We start from the raw sequence: 14,828 nt of genomic DNA, 5'->3' as shown, positions 1-14,828 counted from the left end.
ATACCCGCGGGCCGATGTGAGGGTGCCTGGTCCGGATCCCGAGATTGTGCAGTTACTCAGTAGACTTTAGTGCGAAGATGGCTGACATGACGACGACCTTGCTCACCCGCCGTCGCGTCATCGATCTCCTGCGGACGGCGAGCGCCACCTGTCGCTGACCCCTGCACGCGTTGCTCCGGCGGACATCCGCCGTACGAGGCCTGTCTGAACGCCTCCCACACCCCGCCCGGTCGTGGTGCTTCCTGCTGCCCGCCGCCGGTCGTCCCTGCCCCGATTCCGAGGGAGAGACATGTCCGTTCCCGCATTGCATCGTCCCGCTCTGTCCGTCGTACCCGACCGCCTGGAGGAGCGGACCGTCGACGCCGACGTCTACCGGTCCGTCTTCCGTCGCCACGCCGCCGGTGTCGTGGTGATCACGGCGGACGCCGGCCGCGGTCCGGCCGGGTTCACCGCCACCTCACTGGTCTCGGTCAGCCTGCTGCCGCCGCTGGTCTCGTTCGCGATCGCCACCAGCGCCTCCAGCTGGCCGACCGTCAGCCAGGCCCGCAGCCTGGTGATCAACTTCCTGTCCGCCGACCAGCAGGCCATCGCCGGCCGGTTCGCGACCAGTGGCATCGACCGGTTCGCCGAGCCGACCCGCTGGTCCCGGCTGCACACCGGTGAGCCGGTCCTCGACGAGGCGCCCAGCTTCCTGCGCGCCCAGGTCGAGCACCGCTTCGCCGTCGGCGACCACTACCTCGTCGTCGCCCGCCTCACCACCCACTCCGAACGACGCGAGCACGAGCCGTTGCTGTACCACGACGGCCGCTACGCCACCGCCACTCCCAACTCGAAGGCACAACATGTCTAGGAACCGCACGTACGCCGTAATCGCCGCAGCACTCGCCACCGTCGCCGTGGTGGCCGGCTGCGGCGGCGACGCCCAGGCCGGAGGCAGCGGCGCCGCGAAGCTCGCCCTCGACGCCCCGCTGCCGACCACCGTCCCGGACGGCGTGAAGATCGTCGTCGGCGACCCGACCACACAGAAGGCGCTGGAGCTGTCCGGCCAGCTCGACAAGGTGTCGAAGTTCGTCCAGTTCGCCAACCTCAGCGGCGGACCGCAGACCACCGAGGCGTTCCGGGCGAAGGCGCTCGACGTCGGCTCGGTCGCGGAGATCCCGCCGATCCACGCGACCTGGACCGGGCTGCACGTGAAGATCGTTGCCTCCAAGTTCCGGCAGGACCCGTTGAACCACCCGATCTACAAGCTCGGCATCGCTCCGGGTACGACGGTCAAGACCCTGGAAGACCTCCGGGGCAAGAAGATCGCGTACAGCCCGGGTCAGGCGCAGGGCGCGCTGGTCCTCAAGGTGCTGAAGAAGGCCGGGCTGACCAAGGAGGACGTCAAGCTGGTCGAGCTGCCCAGCACCGGTGACGTCTACTCGCAGGCGCTGGCCGGCAAGCAGGTCGAGGTCGCACCGATCGGCGGTGTGCAGATCAAGCGGTACCTGGCCAAGTACGGCAAGGACGGCGCCACCACCATCGACCACGGTCTGCGCGACGACGCCGGCCACCTCTACGTGGCGACCGAGTCCCTCGAGGACTCCGGCAAGGCCGCCGCGATCCGTGCGTACGTCGCCGCCTGGGGCGTCGCCCAGGAGTGGATCGACAAGCACCCTCGCGAGTGGATCGCGGGGTACTACGTGAAGGACCAGGGGCTGACCGAGGCCGACGGCCAATGGCTGGTAGAGAACGCCGGCCACCCCGACATCAGCCCCGACTGGAGCGACGCGATCCAGCGTCAGCAGGAGACGATCGAGCTGCTCGCCAAGGAGACCGGCAACCCGGTGATCCAGGCGAAGGACCTCTACGACCTGCGCTTCCAGGCGGTCGCCGCCGACGCCATCAAGGGAGCCGCGAAATGAGCGCAACCACCCTGCCCGGCCTGCGCACCCAGCAGGTCGCCGAGACACCCGTCGTACGCCGCCGGCGGCTCGGACCGGGGAAGCCGATCAGGTTCGGCGCCATCCTCGGACCGGTCCTGCTGCTGGTGATCTGGAGCATCGGGTCGGCCACCGGCTGGCTCGACGAGCGGGTGCTGTCGGCGCCCTGGACCGTCGTCACCACCGCCGGCGACCTGATCGCCGACGGCCGGCTGCAGTCGAACCTGTGGACGTCCACCCAGCGCGCCGTCGTCGGTCTCGGCCTCGGCATCGTGCTGGGCGTCGTCCTCGCGCTGATCTCCGGGCTGTCCAGGCTCGGCGAGGCGGTCCTGGACGGGCCGATCCAGATCAAGCGCGCGATCCCGTCGCTCGCCCTGCTGCCGCTGCTGATCCTGTGGCTCGGCATCGGCGAGTCGATGAAGATCGTCACCATCCTGCTCGGCGTGTTCGTGCCGATCTACATCCACACCCACAACGGCCTGCGCACCATCGACGCGCGGTACGTCGAACTCGCCCAGACCGTCGGGCTGTCGCAGTGGGACTTCATCCGCCGGGTGGTCCTGCCGGGTGCGCTGCCCGGATTCCTGCTCGGCCTGCGGTTCGCCGTCACCGGCGCCTGGCTGTCGCTGGTCGTCGTCGAACAGATCAACTCCACCAGCGGTATCGGCTACATGATGGAGCTGGCCCGGACCTACGGACAGACCGACATCATCATCGTCGGCCTGGTCCTGTACGGCGTACTGGGCCTCCTCTCCGACGCCGCCGTCCGCCTGATCCAAAGAAAGGCCCTCTCATGGCGCCGCACCCTGGACTCCTAACAGCCGCCGTCCAGGTCCGGGACCTGGTACGGCGGTACGACGATCGCGCCGTGCTGGACGGGGTGGATCTGGACATCGCGCCGGGTGAGTTCGTGGCGCTGCTCGGGAAGAGCGGGTCCGGCAAGAGCACGCTGCTGCGGGCGTTGGCCGGGCTGGACTCGGGCGTCGACGGGTCTGGGGAACTCGTCGTACCCTCCAACGTTTCCGTCGTTTTCCAGGACTCGAGGTTGTTGCCTTGGGCAAAGGTGCTGGACAACGTCGTCCTCGGACTGGGCGGTGCCGACGCGCGCGGCCGGCAGAGTCTCGAGGAGGTCGGGCTGGCCGGACGTGAGACGGCGTGGCCGAACGAGCTGTCCGGTGGTGAGCAGCAGCGAGTCGCGTTGGCGCGGTCGCTGGTGCGCGAGCCGGAGCTGCTGCTCGCGGACGAGCCGTTCGGGGCGCTGGACGCGCTGACCCGGCTGAAGATGCATGTGTTGCTGCGCAACCTGTGCGCCGCGCACCAACCCGCCGTACTGCTGGTGACACATGACGTGGACGAGGCGATCGTGCTGGCCGACCGGGTGATCGTGCTCGACCAGGGCCGGATCGTCGCGTCGGAGTCGATCACGTTGAGCACACCGCGCAGTCCGGCCGATCCAGGTTTCGCCGCCGTACGGTCGCGGCTTCTCGATGCATTGGGGGTTTCGTTGTGAGCAGGCAGTTGCACCTGAACGCGTTCCTGATGAGCACCGGTCACCACGAGGCGTCGTGGCGGCTGCCGGAAAGCGACCCGTTCGCCAACACGTCGGTCGCGCACTTTCAGGAGCTGGCGCGCATCGCGGAGCGGGGGAAGCTCGACTCGATCTTCTTCGCCGACTCGCCGGTGCTGTTCGGAGACGTCGGCCGTCGCCCGGCCGGGTCGTTGGAGCCGACCGTGCTGCTGACCGCGCTGGCGGCCGTGACATCCCGGATCGGGCTGATCGCGACCGCGTCGACGACGTACAACGAGCCGTTCAACCTGGCCCGGCGGTTCGCCAGCATCGACCACGTGAGTGGCGGTCGTGCGGGCTGGAACGTGGTTACCACAGCCGGTCCGGAGGCGGCGAAGAACTTCAACCTGGCCGACCAGCCGGCCCACGCCGAGCGGTACGACCGGGCCGCGGAGTTCCTCGAGGTCGCATACAAGCTGTGGGACTCCTGGCAGGACGACGCAGCGATCGCCGACAAGGCGTCCGGTGTATGGGCGGTGAACGACCGGGTTGTGCCGATCGATCACGTCGGCCGACACTTCCAGGTCCGTGGTCCGCTCAATCTGCCGCGGTCGCCGCAAGGTCACCCGCTGATCGTGCAGGCCGGCTCCTCGGAAGACGGGAAGGGTCTGGCGGCTCGGTACGCCGAAGCCGTGTTCACAGCCCAGCAGACGCTGGAGGATGCGCAGGCGTTCTACCGCGACCTGAAGGCCCGGGCAGCCGCGTTGGGGCGCGATCCGTCGACGCTCAAGATCCTGCCGGGGATCGTGCCGGTGATCGGCGGGACGGTCGAGGAGGCGGTGGGGCTCGAGCGTGAGTTGGACTCGTTGATCCGGCCCGAGTACGCGCGGCTCCAGTTGGCTCGGACGCTGCGGGTGGCGCCGGAGGACCTGCCGTTCGACCAGCAGCTGCCGGCCGACCTCCCGGACGAGGACGAGATCGAGGGTGCGAAGAGCCGCTACACGCTCATCGTGACGCTGGCGCGACGGGAGAAACTCACCGTCCGCGAGCTGATCGGCCGGCTGGGCGGTGGTCGCGGGCACCGGACCTTCAGCGGTACGCCGGAACAGGTCGCGGACGCGATCCAGGACTGGTTCGACGCCGGCGCGGCCGATGGCTTCAACATCATGCCCGCGGTCCTGCCGTCGGGCCTGACCGCCTTCGTCGACCACGTGGTCCCGATCCTGCAGCACCGAGGCCTGTTCCGCACCGACTACACCGGCACCACCCTCCGCGACCACTACAACCTCCCCCGCCCCCCAGCCCGCCACCCCTCCCCAACCCCCACCAAAGCCACGGCGTAACCCCCACCCCGGGTGCCCCACCAGGTGGCGGGGCACCCGGCTCTCCCCACCCACCCCGCTCCAGTCCCGCACCCCCGACGCCAGCCACCTCTCCCCAACCCCACCAAAGCCACGGCGTAACCCCCACCCCGGGCCCGAGCGCAGGCCCGGGACCACCAGTCCGTCCCGCTAGCTCAGCGTGCCACTCAACGGCTCTCTAGGCTGACCGCATCCTGCCTGCGCTTCGTGTGATCGGGGTGATCCAAGACGTGGTGAGTAATCGTTTTCTGGGGATGGGCGTGGCTGGGTGACGGGGGGAGTTGGGTGCGTGATTGAGTTGTCCTCATGGGGAAACGCCCGAGCGTGGTGGCCCATCGTGGCGCGAGTGAGGTCAGTCCGGAACACACGCTGGCGGCGTACCGCCGGGCGGTCGACGCAGGAGCCGACGGACTGGAGTGCGACGTTCGGCTCACCTCCGACGGACATCTGGTCTGCGTCCACGACCGCCGGATCGACCGCACCTCCAACGGCCGCGGCGTGCTGTCCACGATGAGCCTGGGGGAGCTCGAGTCGTTCGACTGGGGTTCCTGGAAGAACCCGTGGTCGGAGCTCGACGAGGAGGCCGAACTCCCGAGCCCCGACATGCGCAAGGTCCTCACCCTGGACGAGCTGCTGTCAACGGTGCGCGACGCCGGCCGCCCGCTCGAGCTCGCGATCGAGACCAAGCATCCGACCCGGTACGCCGGTCTGGTCGAACGCCGCCTGATCGAGGCCCTCGACCGCTACGGCTGGGCGCACCCGAAGATCGGCACCGAGTCCCCGGCCCGGGTGATGAGCTTCTCCTGGCTGTCGCTCCGCCGGATGCGCACGATGGCGCCCGGCCTGCGAACCGTCCTGCTGATGGACCGTGTCCCGCTCCGCTTCCGCGACGGCTCCCTGCCGACCGGGGTCTCGCACGCCGGCCCGAGCCTGGAGATCGTCAGCGCCCATCCGGAGTACGTCGACCGCGCGCACAAACACGGTCACCAGGTGCACGTCTGGACCGTGAACTCCGACGCCGACATCCGCCACTGCCGCGACATCGGCGTCGACGCCATCATCAGCGACCGCCCCGAAGCCGCCCTCAAAATCGTCGCGGAACCGGCAGCTCCACCCCTGCCCTCCTACACGTTCCCGCCAAAGCGGCCACCCCGCCGCCACCGCCCCAACCCATAGACCTCCCCACCCACATCGTGCTCCTACCGGGACTGTACGAGCCTGGCGCGGAGCGTATGACGTGGGTCACTCAGGGTGAGTGGCCGAGAGGTTTGGATACGTAGTGATGTGAATGCGTCGTGTTATCGCAACGTTCAATTCTGTCGTTTTCGTCTCGGTTTCTTGGGTAAACCTGTGATCTTCGGCGCCGGTGTGTAACGGAATACCCGGTGGTGTTTTCCCGGGGTGGATCGTGGGCAGAAGTGCATATGGCTGTTCCGATGATCGAGGAGACCCTGCTTGTCCTCAGCGACCCTGCCCGCCGACGTGAGCGTCGTGGACGTCGTACTGCCGCACGAAGTGTCCGCGGTGGCGGACGCCCGACGCCGTCTGGCCGCCTACCTCAAGCGCTTCCGGGTCGCCGAACACGCCTGTGACGACGCCCAGCTCGTCCTTTCCGAACTGCTCTCGAACGCGATCCGGTACGCACCCCCGCTCCCGGCCGGCGAGGTCCGTGCGGCCTGGTGGATCGACAAGGCCGGCATCCACGTCGAGGTGACCGACGGGTGCGGCGACACCGAACCGCAACGGATCAACGACGCCCACCCCGAATCCATCGGTGGCCGCGGTCTCGCCATCGTCGACGTACTCACCTCCGCCTGGGACGTCCGCACCGCCCCTCGCCACCGCACGGTCCACGCGGTCATCCCGAGCTGACCTTCGGCTCCCACGGACGAACCTCCGCGGCGGCGTTTCCTCCGGTCAGGTCGGCGGGTTGGCCGTCTGGGGTGGACGGCTGCAAGACTGCGCGTATGGGAAAGAAGTCGCGGCAGCGCGCGAAGAACACGACGACCGTCACGCTGGATCCGGCCGACCTGGTTGATGTCGGACCGCGGGAGCCCTGTCCCTGCGGATCGGGTAAGCGGTTCAAGCAGTGCCACGGGCGGGAGCGGGCACAGGCGGCTGACGCGTTCGTGGTGCGGCCGTTCGAGGGGTTGCCGTCGGAGTGCGACCTGATCGCGTTCCGGGAGATCGTTCCGGCGGGTACGGCGGAGGTCGTGCTGACCGGCGAGAACGCGGGCAAGGTGGTCAACCTCGTCACCCTGCTGCCGATGGCGATGCCTGGTCTGGTCCGCGACGACGAGACGATCTGGATCGGCATGCAGACGCACGCGTCGTCAGGCGATCCGAGCCGCGACCTGGGGCACGCGATCACCGCGGCGCTGAACACCGAACCGGGCAACCCGATCCAGCTGGGCGACCTGCTGAAGGAGGGGCCGCGGCTGCAGGACCTGATCGACACGTCGAAGCCGATCGAGGTGAAGGTGCACGAAGGGTTCGACTTCTGGGTCAGCGAGAGTGTCGACGACCCGACCGGTGAGGTCGCCGCGGGCCTCGAGCGGGCGAACGCGGCCGCGGCGCCGACCGTACGCCTGGAGTCCGTCGAGGCGGCGTACTGGACGCAGATCGGTGACCGCCGCTACCTGCGCTGGGTGATGCCGCACAGCGAGGACACCCTGCTGGACGCACTGGCGCGTCTGCATGCGGCCGGCTCGTCCGCGCTGATCGAGGGCAGCCGGCTGATCGGCTCCTTCCGCGCACTCGGCGTACTCGCGCCCGTGTGGGAGCTCCCCGCCGAGACCGAAGCTGCCGACCTGGAGAAGCCGGCGGCCGAGTTCGCCGTCGCTCTCGAGAAGGCGCTGGCCACCGAGGCGCCCCTCACCACCGAAGAACGCGCCGCCCGCGCCGGCCTGTCCAGCCGCCAACTCACCATCCGCTGACTCCCGCCGATCCCGGACAAGCAACCCCGGTCACACTCCCGTGACCGGGGTGTTTGCTGACCCGTCGACGGGCGCCGACCGGCTGTGCGAACCGTCAGCGGGTTGGATGCGGTGGGCAACCGTTTTGGTCTAGGCCGATGGGGGCCTGGAGCAAAGGCCGGGAGGCTTGTGCCTGCTACCGGGGAGAAAAGTGGACGGCCCAAGTCCTGCTGACGGGGGAGCAACAGGGCCTGGGCCTAGGCATGAAGAGTACTCAGGATGGTGGTCCGCCACAAGCCCCGATTTCACTGCGCGTGTCGCTGGGCTCACTTGGCCGGTCAACCCGGTCTTCACGCAGGTCAGGCCATCGCGAGCGGGGCCCGGAGGACCGGGCAGGACATGCAGCGGGGCCCGCCACGGCCGGAGCCGAGCTCGGAACCGGAGATGCGGATGACCTCGATCCCGGACTCCTCCAGTCGCGTGTTCGTCTCCACCGTGCGCTCGTAGGCGATGCACACGCGTGGCGCGAGCGCCAGGGTGTTGTTGCCGTCGTCCCACTGTTCGCGTTCGGCCGTGACGGGGTCCAGACCGGTGTCGATCCGGCGGAGAGTGTCGATACCGAGCGCCTTCGCCGCCGCGACCAGGAACGGCTCGGGCTCCGCGACGTGCAACTCGTCCCCGTCGGTGGTGACCGCGTGCGCGCGCATCTCCTCGGCCATGTTCGGATACATCAGGACGGCGTCGACGTCGACCATCGTGCACACGGTGTCGAGGTGCATCGTCGCGCGCTGCTGTGCGATCGGTACGGCGAGCACGGTGTGCGCCAGTCCCTTCGCGAACACCCGCCGGGCCAGTCGCTCGACCCCGGCCGGTGTCGTCCGCTCGCCGACGCCGACGGCCAGGACGCCGGGGCCGAGCGCGAGGACGTCACCGCCTTCGACGTGTTCGAGCTGGTGGCCGTACACCTTGTCCGCGCCCCGGAACCGGGGGTGGAACGTGTAGATCAGGTCGGTCAGCTGGGTCTCGCGCGCCCGGGCCGGCATCGCGAGAGACGTGACCGCGACGGAGTCCTGGATCCAGACGCTCGAGTCGCGGGTGAACAGCAGGTTCGGCAGGGGGTCGATCAGGAAGTCCTCGTGCGCCAGGAGCGACGTGACCAGGCCGCCGGCGCGCACCTCGTCGTTCCGTACGCCGGCCATCAAAGCCTCGGCCAGTTGCGACGGATCGAGGTCGCCCAGGGACGCGCGGAGGTAAGCCCGCAGGGTGTCGCCGAGCCGGAGGTCCTCGGTCGCGCCGGTGACGGCGACCGAACGTGCTTCCGGGTCGGTCAGCGCCTCGGTCAGCAGCTCGCCGAGGTACAGCACCTCCACGCCGCGGTCTCGCAGTGCCTGGGCGAACGCGTCGTGCTCCTCCTGCGCCCGGCCGACCCACGGGATGCCGTCGAACAGGAGCTTGTCGTTGTTCCGCGGGGTGAGCCGGCGGAGCTCGTTGCCCGGCCGGTGCAGCATCACCGTCCGCAGCGGTCCGACCTCGCTGTCGACGCCGTACGCCGTGTCGACTCCCTGAGCAGCCTCGGTCATCCGCCTGTCCCTTCTCCGGTCGTCCCAACCACGCTACGGCAGCGGCGCCCGTTGCGCCGATCACCACGACGATCTGTCTGATTGTCCGACAATATCCCTCGATCTCCAATTCCTGCCGGTGCACGGCGGGAACAGACCGGCCAGTGGCGGCGGTCAGCGTCGGCCAGGGACGCAGGGATATCGGCCAGGTGGCAGATGTTCGGCACAGGCCGCGGCGACAGGATTTCGGGTGTGAGGACGCCGAAGGGGTGTCCGGGACCGGAGGTACTGAGATGACTCGCACGGTGACCGCCAACATCACGCTCTCGCTGGACGGCCGGGTGAACGGCGTCGGTGGGGACTTCGACATGGGATGGATCGTGCCGCACGCGATCACCGAGACGTCCCGGAATCACATGATGCGCGTGACCGAGCCGGCGACCACCATCCTGCTCGGGCGGAAGAACTACGAAGGGTTCGCCGGCTTCTGGCCGGCGGTGGCCGACGACGAGAACGCGGCCCCGCAGGACCGGGCGGCGTCGAGGTGGATGACCGAGACCGAGAAGGTCGTCTTCTCGTCGACGCTGACCGAGGCGACCTGGCAGAACAGCCGGATCGTGGACGCCGAACCCGCCGACGTGGTCAAGCAGCTGCGCGGCGAGGACGGCGGCGACATCGTCGTCCTGGCCAGCGTCAGCGTGATCAAGGCACTGCTCGCCGCGGACGAGATCGACCGGTTGAGCATCACGCTCGCCCCGGAACTCGTCGGAGGCGGCGCGCGGCTCTTCGAGGACGGTCTGCCGTCGTCCTCGTGGTCGCTCGTCGACTCGACGCCGACGGAGTCCGGCGCCCTCTGCCTGCTCTACGACCGCGTCCGCTCCTGAGCCGGCGAGCGACCACACGGGGCCCGCGCTCGCGATGACTGTGTGTGGTTGTGAAGTGGGCATGAGGTCCTCCGCTGGGCTGATCGGCTGTCGGCAGAGAAGATGCCGCGATCCGGGCGGAGGGCCTCGAGGTTTTCCACAGGTCGTTCGAAAGAAGGAGATATCCACAGCGGATCGGAACTGACGAGGTCGATCGGCTGCGGAGGAACTAGGCTGCGGTGCTGTGTCCGGTCATGACCTGCCTTCCGAGCCCTTCGAGCGAGCCGTCGCCTGTGTGATCCCGGCGAAGGACGAGGCGCAGCGGATTGCGGCCACGGTCGACGCGGTGCACAAGATCATCGGAGTGGACCTGGTCGTGGTCGTGGACGACGGCTCGGCGGACGGTACGGCGGAAGCCGCCGAGCGCGCCGGGGCGGTCGTCGTCCGGCACGAGCGGAACCGGGGGAAGGCAGCGGCGATGGAGACCGGCGCGGCGGCGGTCGCGGAGCGGGACGGCGCACGTGCGCGGCACCTGCTCTTCCTCGACGCCGACCTCACCGACTCCGCGACCGCGGCCGCGCCGCTGATCGAGCCGGTGCAGACCGGCAAGGCGGACATGACGATCGGCACCCTGCCGGCGCAGTTGCGGCCCGACGGTTCCAAGGCCGGCGGCCACGGTTTCGTCGTACGGCTCGCGCGGGCCGGGATCGAGGAAGCGACGGGGTGGGCGCCGGAGCAGCCGCTGTCCGGTCAGCGCTGCCTGACCCGGGCCGCGTTCGACGCCGCCGTACCGCTCGCCGCCGGTTTCGGGGTCGAGACCGCGCTGACCATCGACCTCGGTCGCAAAGGGTTCCGCATTATCGAGGTGCCGATCGACGTCAGGCACCGGCCCACCGGCACGGACCTGCGCGGTCAACTGCACCGCGGCCGTCAGTACCTGCATGTCCGTCGTGCCCTGGCCGCGCGGAGCGCCCTGCCCGCCGGCAGCGGCCCGTCGCTGCGCAGTCTGTTCCCGCGGAAGTCGTCGCAATGAGCACCAGCAATCCCGGCGACACCAGCACCGAGGCGACAGACCCACGGCTGGCGGAGCGGTACGGCCGCCGTGCTGTCGCGCTCTACCTGACCTGTACGGCGCTCATCGTGGGAGCCGGCCTGCTCGGCCCGTCCGTGGTCGTGCTGACCCTGACGAACCGGCACCCGTGGCTGCCGTCGTACTGGTTCGACGCCAAGCCGAACGACTGGCTCGTCACGACCATGGTCTACGTCGGCATCGTGCTCGGCGGGTACGGCGTCTTCCTCGCGACCAGGGCACTCAAACACGGCTGGGCCCCGCGGGTCGAGCGATTGATTGCCCTAGGCATCGGTACGACGGCGGCCATCACGCTGGTCCCGCCGATGGCGTCCGGTGACGTTCTGATCTACGCGGCGTACGGCCGGATCATGTCACTCGGCGGCGACCCGTACACGACCGCGCCGGCGGACACGATCCGGCTCGGGTACGACCCGGTCATCGCGGCGACGGAACGCCCGTGGCAGGGCGCGAAGAGCGTGTACGGACCGATCGCGACCTGGATCCAGTGGATCTCGTCGCTGATCGGCGGCGACTCGATGCAGCTGACCGTGTGGATGCTGCAGTTGTCGGTCGCGATCAGCCTGGTCGTCACCGGGTTGCTGCTGCTCAAACTGGTGGGGCCGAACCTGCCGAACCGCCGCCGCGTGGTGATGCTCGGCCTGGCGAACCCGCTGATCCTGTGGACAGTCCTGGCCGGCGCGCACAACGACGCGATCGCGGTGATGTTCGCGGTGATCGCGCTGTGGCTGTTCCGGCGGCACGTGTTCTGGGCGGGCATCATGATCGGCGTCGCGGGCTGCACGAAGCTGTCGATCGGTCTGGTCGGTGTCGCGATGCTGTGGGCCCTACGGGCGGACCGGCGCAAGGCCGCGATCTTCTGCGGGGGCGGCGCGCTGGCGATGGGCAGCCTGTACGCCGTCGTCGGGTTGCAGGCGTTCCAGCAGGCGCGGTCGCAGACGTCGTTCATCTCCACCGGTACGCCGCACAAGGTCCTGCTGAGCTTCTTCGACCTGTTCCTGCCTGGGCCGCTGGTCCGGACGTTCCTGGCGATCCTCGCCTGGCTCGGGCTCGTGGTCGTCGCGATCCTGCTGTCCCAGGTGTTCCCGAAGTCGCTGGTCCCGCAGACGCATCCGGACGACCCGACCCCGGCCGCGATCCGGTACACCGCGATCTACGCGATCGCGTGGATCCTGACCGCGATGTACTCGCTGCCCTGGTACGACCTGATCGCCTGGGTCGCGCTGGCGGCCGTCGCGGCGTCGAAGGTGGACGGGCTGATGGTCGTCCGGACGACGATGCTCGCGATCGCCTATGTCCCGGGACGAGATCCGAACGCACGCCAGGTGGCGGCGAGTCTGTCGGACTCGCTGGAGTGGTTCAGCGCTCGCCTGCGGGACACCATCTGCCCGGCCATCGAGCTGGCCGTGCTGATCGGACTCATCGTCTGGGCCCGGCGCAGCGGCGCACAGTGGTGGCCATACGACTGGCCGCGCCGCCGACAGAAAGCTGTGCCGGAGAAGGCCGAAGCACACTAGTGTCGCCGGGTGAAGAACTGGTCGGGGCACGCGTCAGGTGCGCCGTACGGCGAGCCCGTCGATCTGGTAGACCTTGCCGGCTACCCGTGTGGTCAGGAGGACTGACCCGGTGAGGAAGGTCGCCGGCAGCGGAAGCGGTACGACGGCCTGGTACTCGGTTGTGGCCTTGTACAGGTTCACGACGCCGACGTACTTGCCGTTGTAGTAGACGTTCAGGCTGCCGCAGGTGGCGCACTTCGTCGCGATCAGGAACAGCCGCTTGGCCTGCACGCTCCGTGAGACAGAGATGCTCTTGGCGGTGGTGACGGTCGCGGTTCCGAGGTAGTAGGCCCGATGGCTGGCCCGGACCCAACCCTTGGACGCGCCCATCAAACGGTCGTCCGACGGGCGGGAGAAGCACTTGTCGGCGGTCCATCCCGACACGTTGCCGGCCAGGTCACGTGCCCGGACCGACACGCAGTACTCGTAGCCCGCCGCGACGTTGATCAGCACGGAGGTCGCCGTCGTACCGGACTTGACCGGAGCGTAGGCGCCGAAGTTGCCCGCGGTTGATGCGATCCGCCACCGGACGTCGTACGAGCCGATGCCGCTGTCGTCCGACCCGGAGTAGGTGACTGTCGCCGTGGCGGCCTTGGTCACGTCGAAGGTCGGGCCGGTGAGCCGAGCGGTCGGAACAGTGTTGTCGACGGTCAGCCAGCGGACGGCTTCGGTACCGCGACCCCCGGGTTCGACGCCCCAGATCCGCAGTACGTGGGTACCGGCCGCGACGCCGGCTTTCTGGAAGGGCGACGGCGGGCACGGCGCGGTCTTCACGCCGTCGAACTCGCAGGTGAGGTACGGCGAAACCAGTCCGGTCGTGTCGAACGGCACAGACAGGTTCGGTCCCACGACCGGCGCGGTCGGCGGGATCGTCAGGTTGGGGCCCTGCCAGACGGCCGACTCGACCAGTTCCCCGGCCGGCGGATCGAAGAGCTGGGCGTTCACGTACGGTCGTCCGTCATTCACCGGCACCTGCTGGAGGGTGCTTCCGGTCTCGGTACGGCGGGTGACGAGCAGCAGACTGCGACTCGCCCAGCTGATCGACTCCCCACTGGTGCCGAACGGGTACGCCGGTACGGGAGTGCCGCCGGCGACCGGGATCACGTTCACCGAGGTGTTCTTGAAGTAGGCGATCCAGAGACCGTTCGGTGACGCGACCGGATGCTGCGACAACTCAGTACCGGCGTACGTGGTCAGGACCGCTCCGCCCGCCCGCGCCTGGACGCGTTGCAGCTTGCCGGTCAGCTGGTCCTTGACGATCAGCGTCTGGTTGTCGGGCAGCCACGACGGCGAGGCCAGGTTGCAGCCGACCCGGACCGGCACGCCGCCGGTCGCGGCGATGATCTCGACGCAGGGGGTGCCGTTCTCTGCCCGTTGGAAGGCGATCCGGGTGCCGTCCGGGGACCAGGACTTCGCGGCGAGTCCGCTGGACCCGTCCAGGATCTTCACCGCTTGCGCGTGCGGGACGACCGCCGAGACCGTCCAGAGGCTCGACTGTCCTTGGGAGAAGACGACCCGGCGCCCGTCCGGGGAGGCCGCGATGGCCTTGTCGACCTGCTGGGTCGGACCCGAGGTGTCGAGCGGGATGATCTTGGTCGCGCCCTGGGGCACGATCTGACCGAGGAAGGTACGGCTGACGCCGTTCTCCGTCACGGTGTGAGCGACCGTGACGGCGTCGGTTGTCGTACCCGGGGACGTCGGCGTGCTGGCCGGCCCTTCGCCGTCCGCGTTGACCGCGGCAACGGCGTACGTCGCACCGGAGAGCCGCTCGGTGTCGTGCCAGTTGAGGGTGGTCCGCGGCACGCTGTAGGTGGTCTCGGCTCCGTTCGCGGATCGCCGTACGACGAAGCCGGTCACGCCGTCGGCGGTGCCTTCGTCAGTGGGAAGACTCCAGGCGACGTCGACCCCGGTGAACGTTCCCTTCACCCGAACCCCGACCGGCGCCGAGGGAACCGCCTCGGCCTGTTCACTCGACGCCACGGCCGGTACTGCCGCAGTCAGGAGAAGAGCCGACAGAACCATCGGCGCAGCAAAACGCAGAGCGGTGCGCAAGGG

General features: G+C 69.1%; 13 protein-coding genes. 11 read left to right on the top strand and 2 right to left on the bottom strand.

The genetic code is table 11. The annotated features are described in order from the left end of the window. Nucleotides 1-289 precede the first annotated feature (289 nt). The 8 genes from ACYVOK_RS06540 to ACYVOK_RS06505 all read left to right on the top strand — a co-directional run bounded on the left by ACYVOK_RS06540 (nucleotide 290) and on the right by ACYVOK_RS06505 (nucleotide 7,726). Nucleotides 290-850: a flavin reductase family protein gene (locus ACYVOK_RS06540; RefSeq protein ID WP_460661348.1), complete on the top strand. Its 561-nt coding sequence runs from the start codon at nucleotides 290-292 to the stop codon at nucleotides 848-850. Then, complete coding sequence (locus tag ACYVOK_RS06535; RefSeq protein ID WP_460661347.1) at nucleotides 843-1,904, top strand: ABC transporter substrate-binding protein; 1,062 nt, start codon at nucleotides 843-845, stop codon at nucleotides 1,902-1,904. The genes ACYVOK_RS06540 and ACYVOK_RS06535 overlap by 8 nt, the downstream gene beginning before the upstream one ends. After that, a complete protein-coding gene (locus ACYVOK_RS06530; protein ID WP_460661346.1) occupies nucleotides 1,901-2,740 on the top strand; it encodes an ABC transporter permease in 840 nt (279 codons plus the stop codon). The genes ACYVOK_RS06535 and ACYVOK_RS06530 overlap by 4 nt, the downstream gene beginning before the upstream one ends. Next, nucleotides 2,716-3,432, top strand: a complete 717-nt coding sequence (locus tag ACYVOK_RS06525; RefSeq protein ID WP_460661345.1) for an ABC transporter ATP-binding protein — start codon at nucleotides 2,716-2,718, stop codon at nucleotides 3,430-3,432. Before ACYVOK_RS06530 ends, ACYVOK_RS06525 begins: the two co-directional genes overlap by 25 nt. After that, nucleotides 3,429-4,772 (top strand): LLM class flavin-dependent oxidoreductase, encoded by a 1,344-nt coding sequence (locus ACYVOK_RS06520; RefSeq protein ID WP_460661344.1) that lies wholly within the window; start codon nucleotides 3,429-3,431, stop codon nucleotides 4,770-4,772. The genes ACYVOK_RS06525 and ACYVOK_RS06520 overlap by 4 nt, the downstream gene beginning before the upstream one ends. A gap of 324 nt (nucleotides 4,773-5,096) precedes the next feature. Continuing rightward, nucleotides 5,097-5,966 (top strand): glycerophosphodiester phosphodiesterase, encoded by an 870-nt coding sequence (locus tag ACYVOK_RS06515; RefSeq protein WP_460661343.1) that lies wholly within the window; start codon nucleotides 5,097-5,099, stop codon nucleotides 5,964-5,966. A gap of 279 nt (nucleotides 5,967-6,245) precedes the next feature. After that, entirely contained in the window at nucleotides 6,246-6,662 is a 417-nt protein-coding gene (locus ACYVOK_RS06510) for an ATP-binding protein (protein ID WP_460661342.1), read from the top strand. Nucleotides 6,663-6,757: 95 nt separating this feature from the next. Beyond that, nucleotides 6,758-7,726, top strand: a complete 969-nt coding sequence (locus ACYVOK_RS06505; protein ID WP_460661341.1) for a DUF5926 family protein — start codon at nucleotides 6,758-6,760, stop codon at nucleotides 7,724-7,726. A 338-nt stretch (nucleotides 7,727-8,064) separates the two neighbouring features. On the opposite strand, the gene ACYVOK_RS06500 is transcribed toward ACYVOK_RS06505, so the two are convergent. Next, nucleotides 8,065-9,285, bottom strand: coding sequence for an arginine deiminase (locus ACYVOK_RS06500; protein WP_460661340.1), 1,221 nt, complete (start codon nucleotides 9,283-9,285; stop codon nucleotides 8,065-8,067). A gap of 272 nt (nucleotides 9,286-9,557) precedes the next feature. On the opposite strand from ACYVOK_RS06500, the gene ACYVOK_RS06495 reads away from it, so the two are divergent. The 3 genes from ACYVOK_RS06495 (at nucleotide 9,558) to ACYVOK_RS06485 (ending at nucleotide 12,734) form a co-directional block, all read left to right on the top strand. Continuing rightward, nucleotides 9,558-10,148, top strand: a complete 591-nt coding sequence (locus ACYVOK_RS06495; RefSeq protein ID WP_460661339.1) for a dihydrofolate reductase family protein — start codon at nucleotides 9,558-9,560, stop codon at nucleotides 10,146-10,148. A 223-nt stretch (nucleotides 10,149-10,371) separates the two neighbouring features. After that, nucleotides 10,372-11,160, top strand: coding sequence for a glycosyltransferase family 2 protein (locus ACYVOK_RS06490; protein WP_460661338.1), 789 nt, complete (start codon nucleotides 10,372-10,374; stop codon nucleotides 11,158-11,160). Next, nucleotides 11,157-12,734: a glycosyltransferase 87 family protein gene (locus ACYVOK_RS06485; RefSeq protein ID WP_460661337.1), complete on the top strand. Its 1,578-nt coding sequence runs from the start codon at nucleotides 11,157-11,159 to the stop codon at nucleotides 12,732-12,734. The genes ACYVOK_RS06490 and ACYVOK_RS06485 overlap by 4 nt, the downstream gene beginning before the upstream one ends. 33 nt (nucleotides 12,735-12,767) lie before the next feature. Here ACYVOK_RS06485 and ACYVOK_RS06480 read toward each other — a convergent pair whose 3' ends face one another. Continuing rightward, nucleotides 12,768-14,795, bottom strand: a complete 2,028-nt coding sequence (locus tag ACYVOK_RS06480) for a hypothetical protein (protein WP_460661336.1) — start codon at nucleotides 14,793-14,795, stop codon at nucleotides 12,768-12,770. Nucleotides 14,796-14,828: the final 33 nt, after the last annotated feature.

Source organism: Kribbella swartbergensis (genome assembly GCF_054784135.1).
This window is presented reverse-complemented; position numbering and strand designations above follow the sequence as displayed.

Coding starts and splice junctions, on each gene's coding strand:
- ACYVOK_RS06505 (WP_460661341.1), top strand. CDS start 6,758: ATGGGAAAGAAGTCGCGGCAGCGCGCGAAGAACACGACGACCGTCACG.
- ACYVOK_RS06535 (WP_460661347.1), top strand. CDS start 843: ATGTCTAGGAACCGCACGTACGCCGTAATCGCCGCAGCACTCGCCACC.
- ACYVOK_RS06480 (WP_460661336.1), bottom strand. CDS start 14,795: ATGGTTCTGTCGGCTCTTCTCCTGACTGCGGCAGTACCGGCCGTGGCG.
- ACYVOK_RS06485 (WP_460661337.1), top strand. CDS start 11,157: ATGAGCACCAGCAATCCCGGCGACACCAGCACCGAGGCGACAGACCCA.
- ACYVOK_RS06525 (WP_460661345.1), top strand. CDS start 2,716: ATGGCGCCGCACCCTGGACTCCTAACAGCCGCCGTCCAGGTCCGGGAC.
- ACYVOK_RS06540 (WP_460661348.1), top strand. CDS start 290: ATGTCCGTTCCCGCATTGCATCGTCCCGCTCTGTCCGTCGTACCCGAC.
- ACYVOK_RS06530 (WP_460661346.1), top strand. CDS start 1,901: ATGAGCGCAACCACCCTGCCCGGCCTGCGCACCCAGCAGGTCGCCGAG.
- ACYVOK_RS06495 (WP_460661339.1), top strand. CDS start 9,558: ATGACTCGCACGGTGACCGCCAACATCACGCTCTCGCTGGACGGCCGG.
- ACYVOK_RS06500 (WP_460661340.1), bottom strand. CDS start 9,285: ATGACCGAGGCTGCTCAGGGAGTCGACACGGCGTACGGCGTCGACAGC.
- ACYVOK_RS06515 (WP_460661343.1), top strand. CDS start 5,097: ATGGGGAAACGCCCGAGCGTGGTGGCCCATCGTGGCGCGAGTGAGGTC.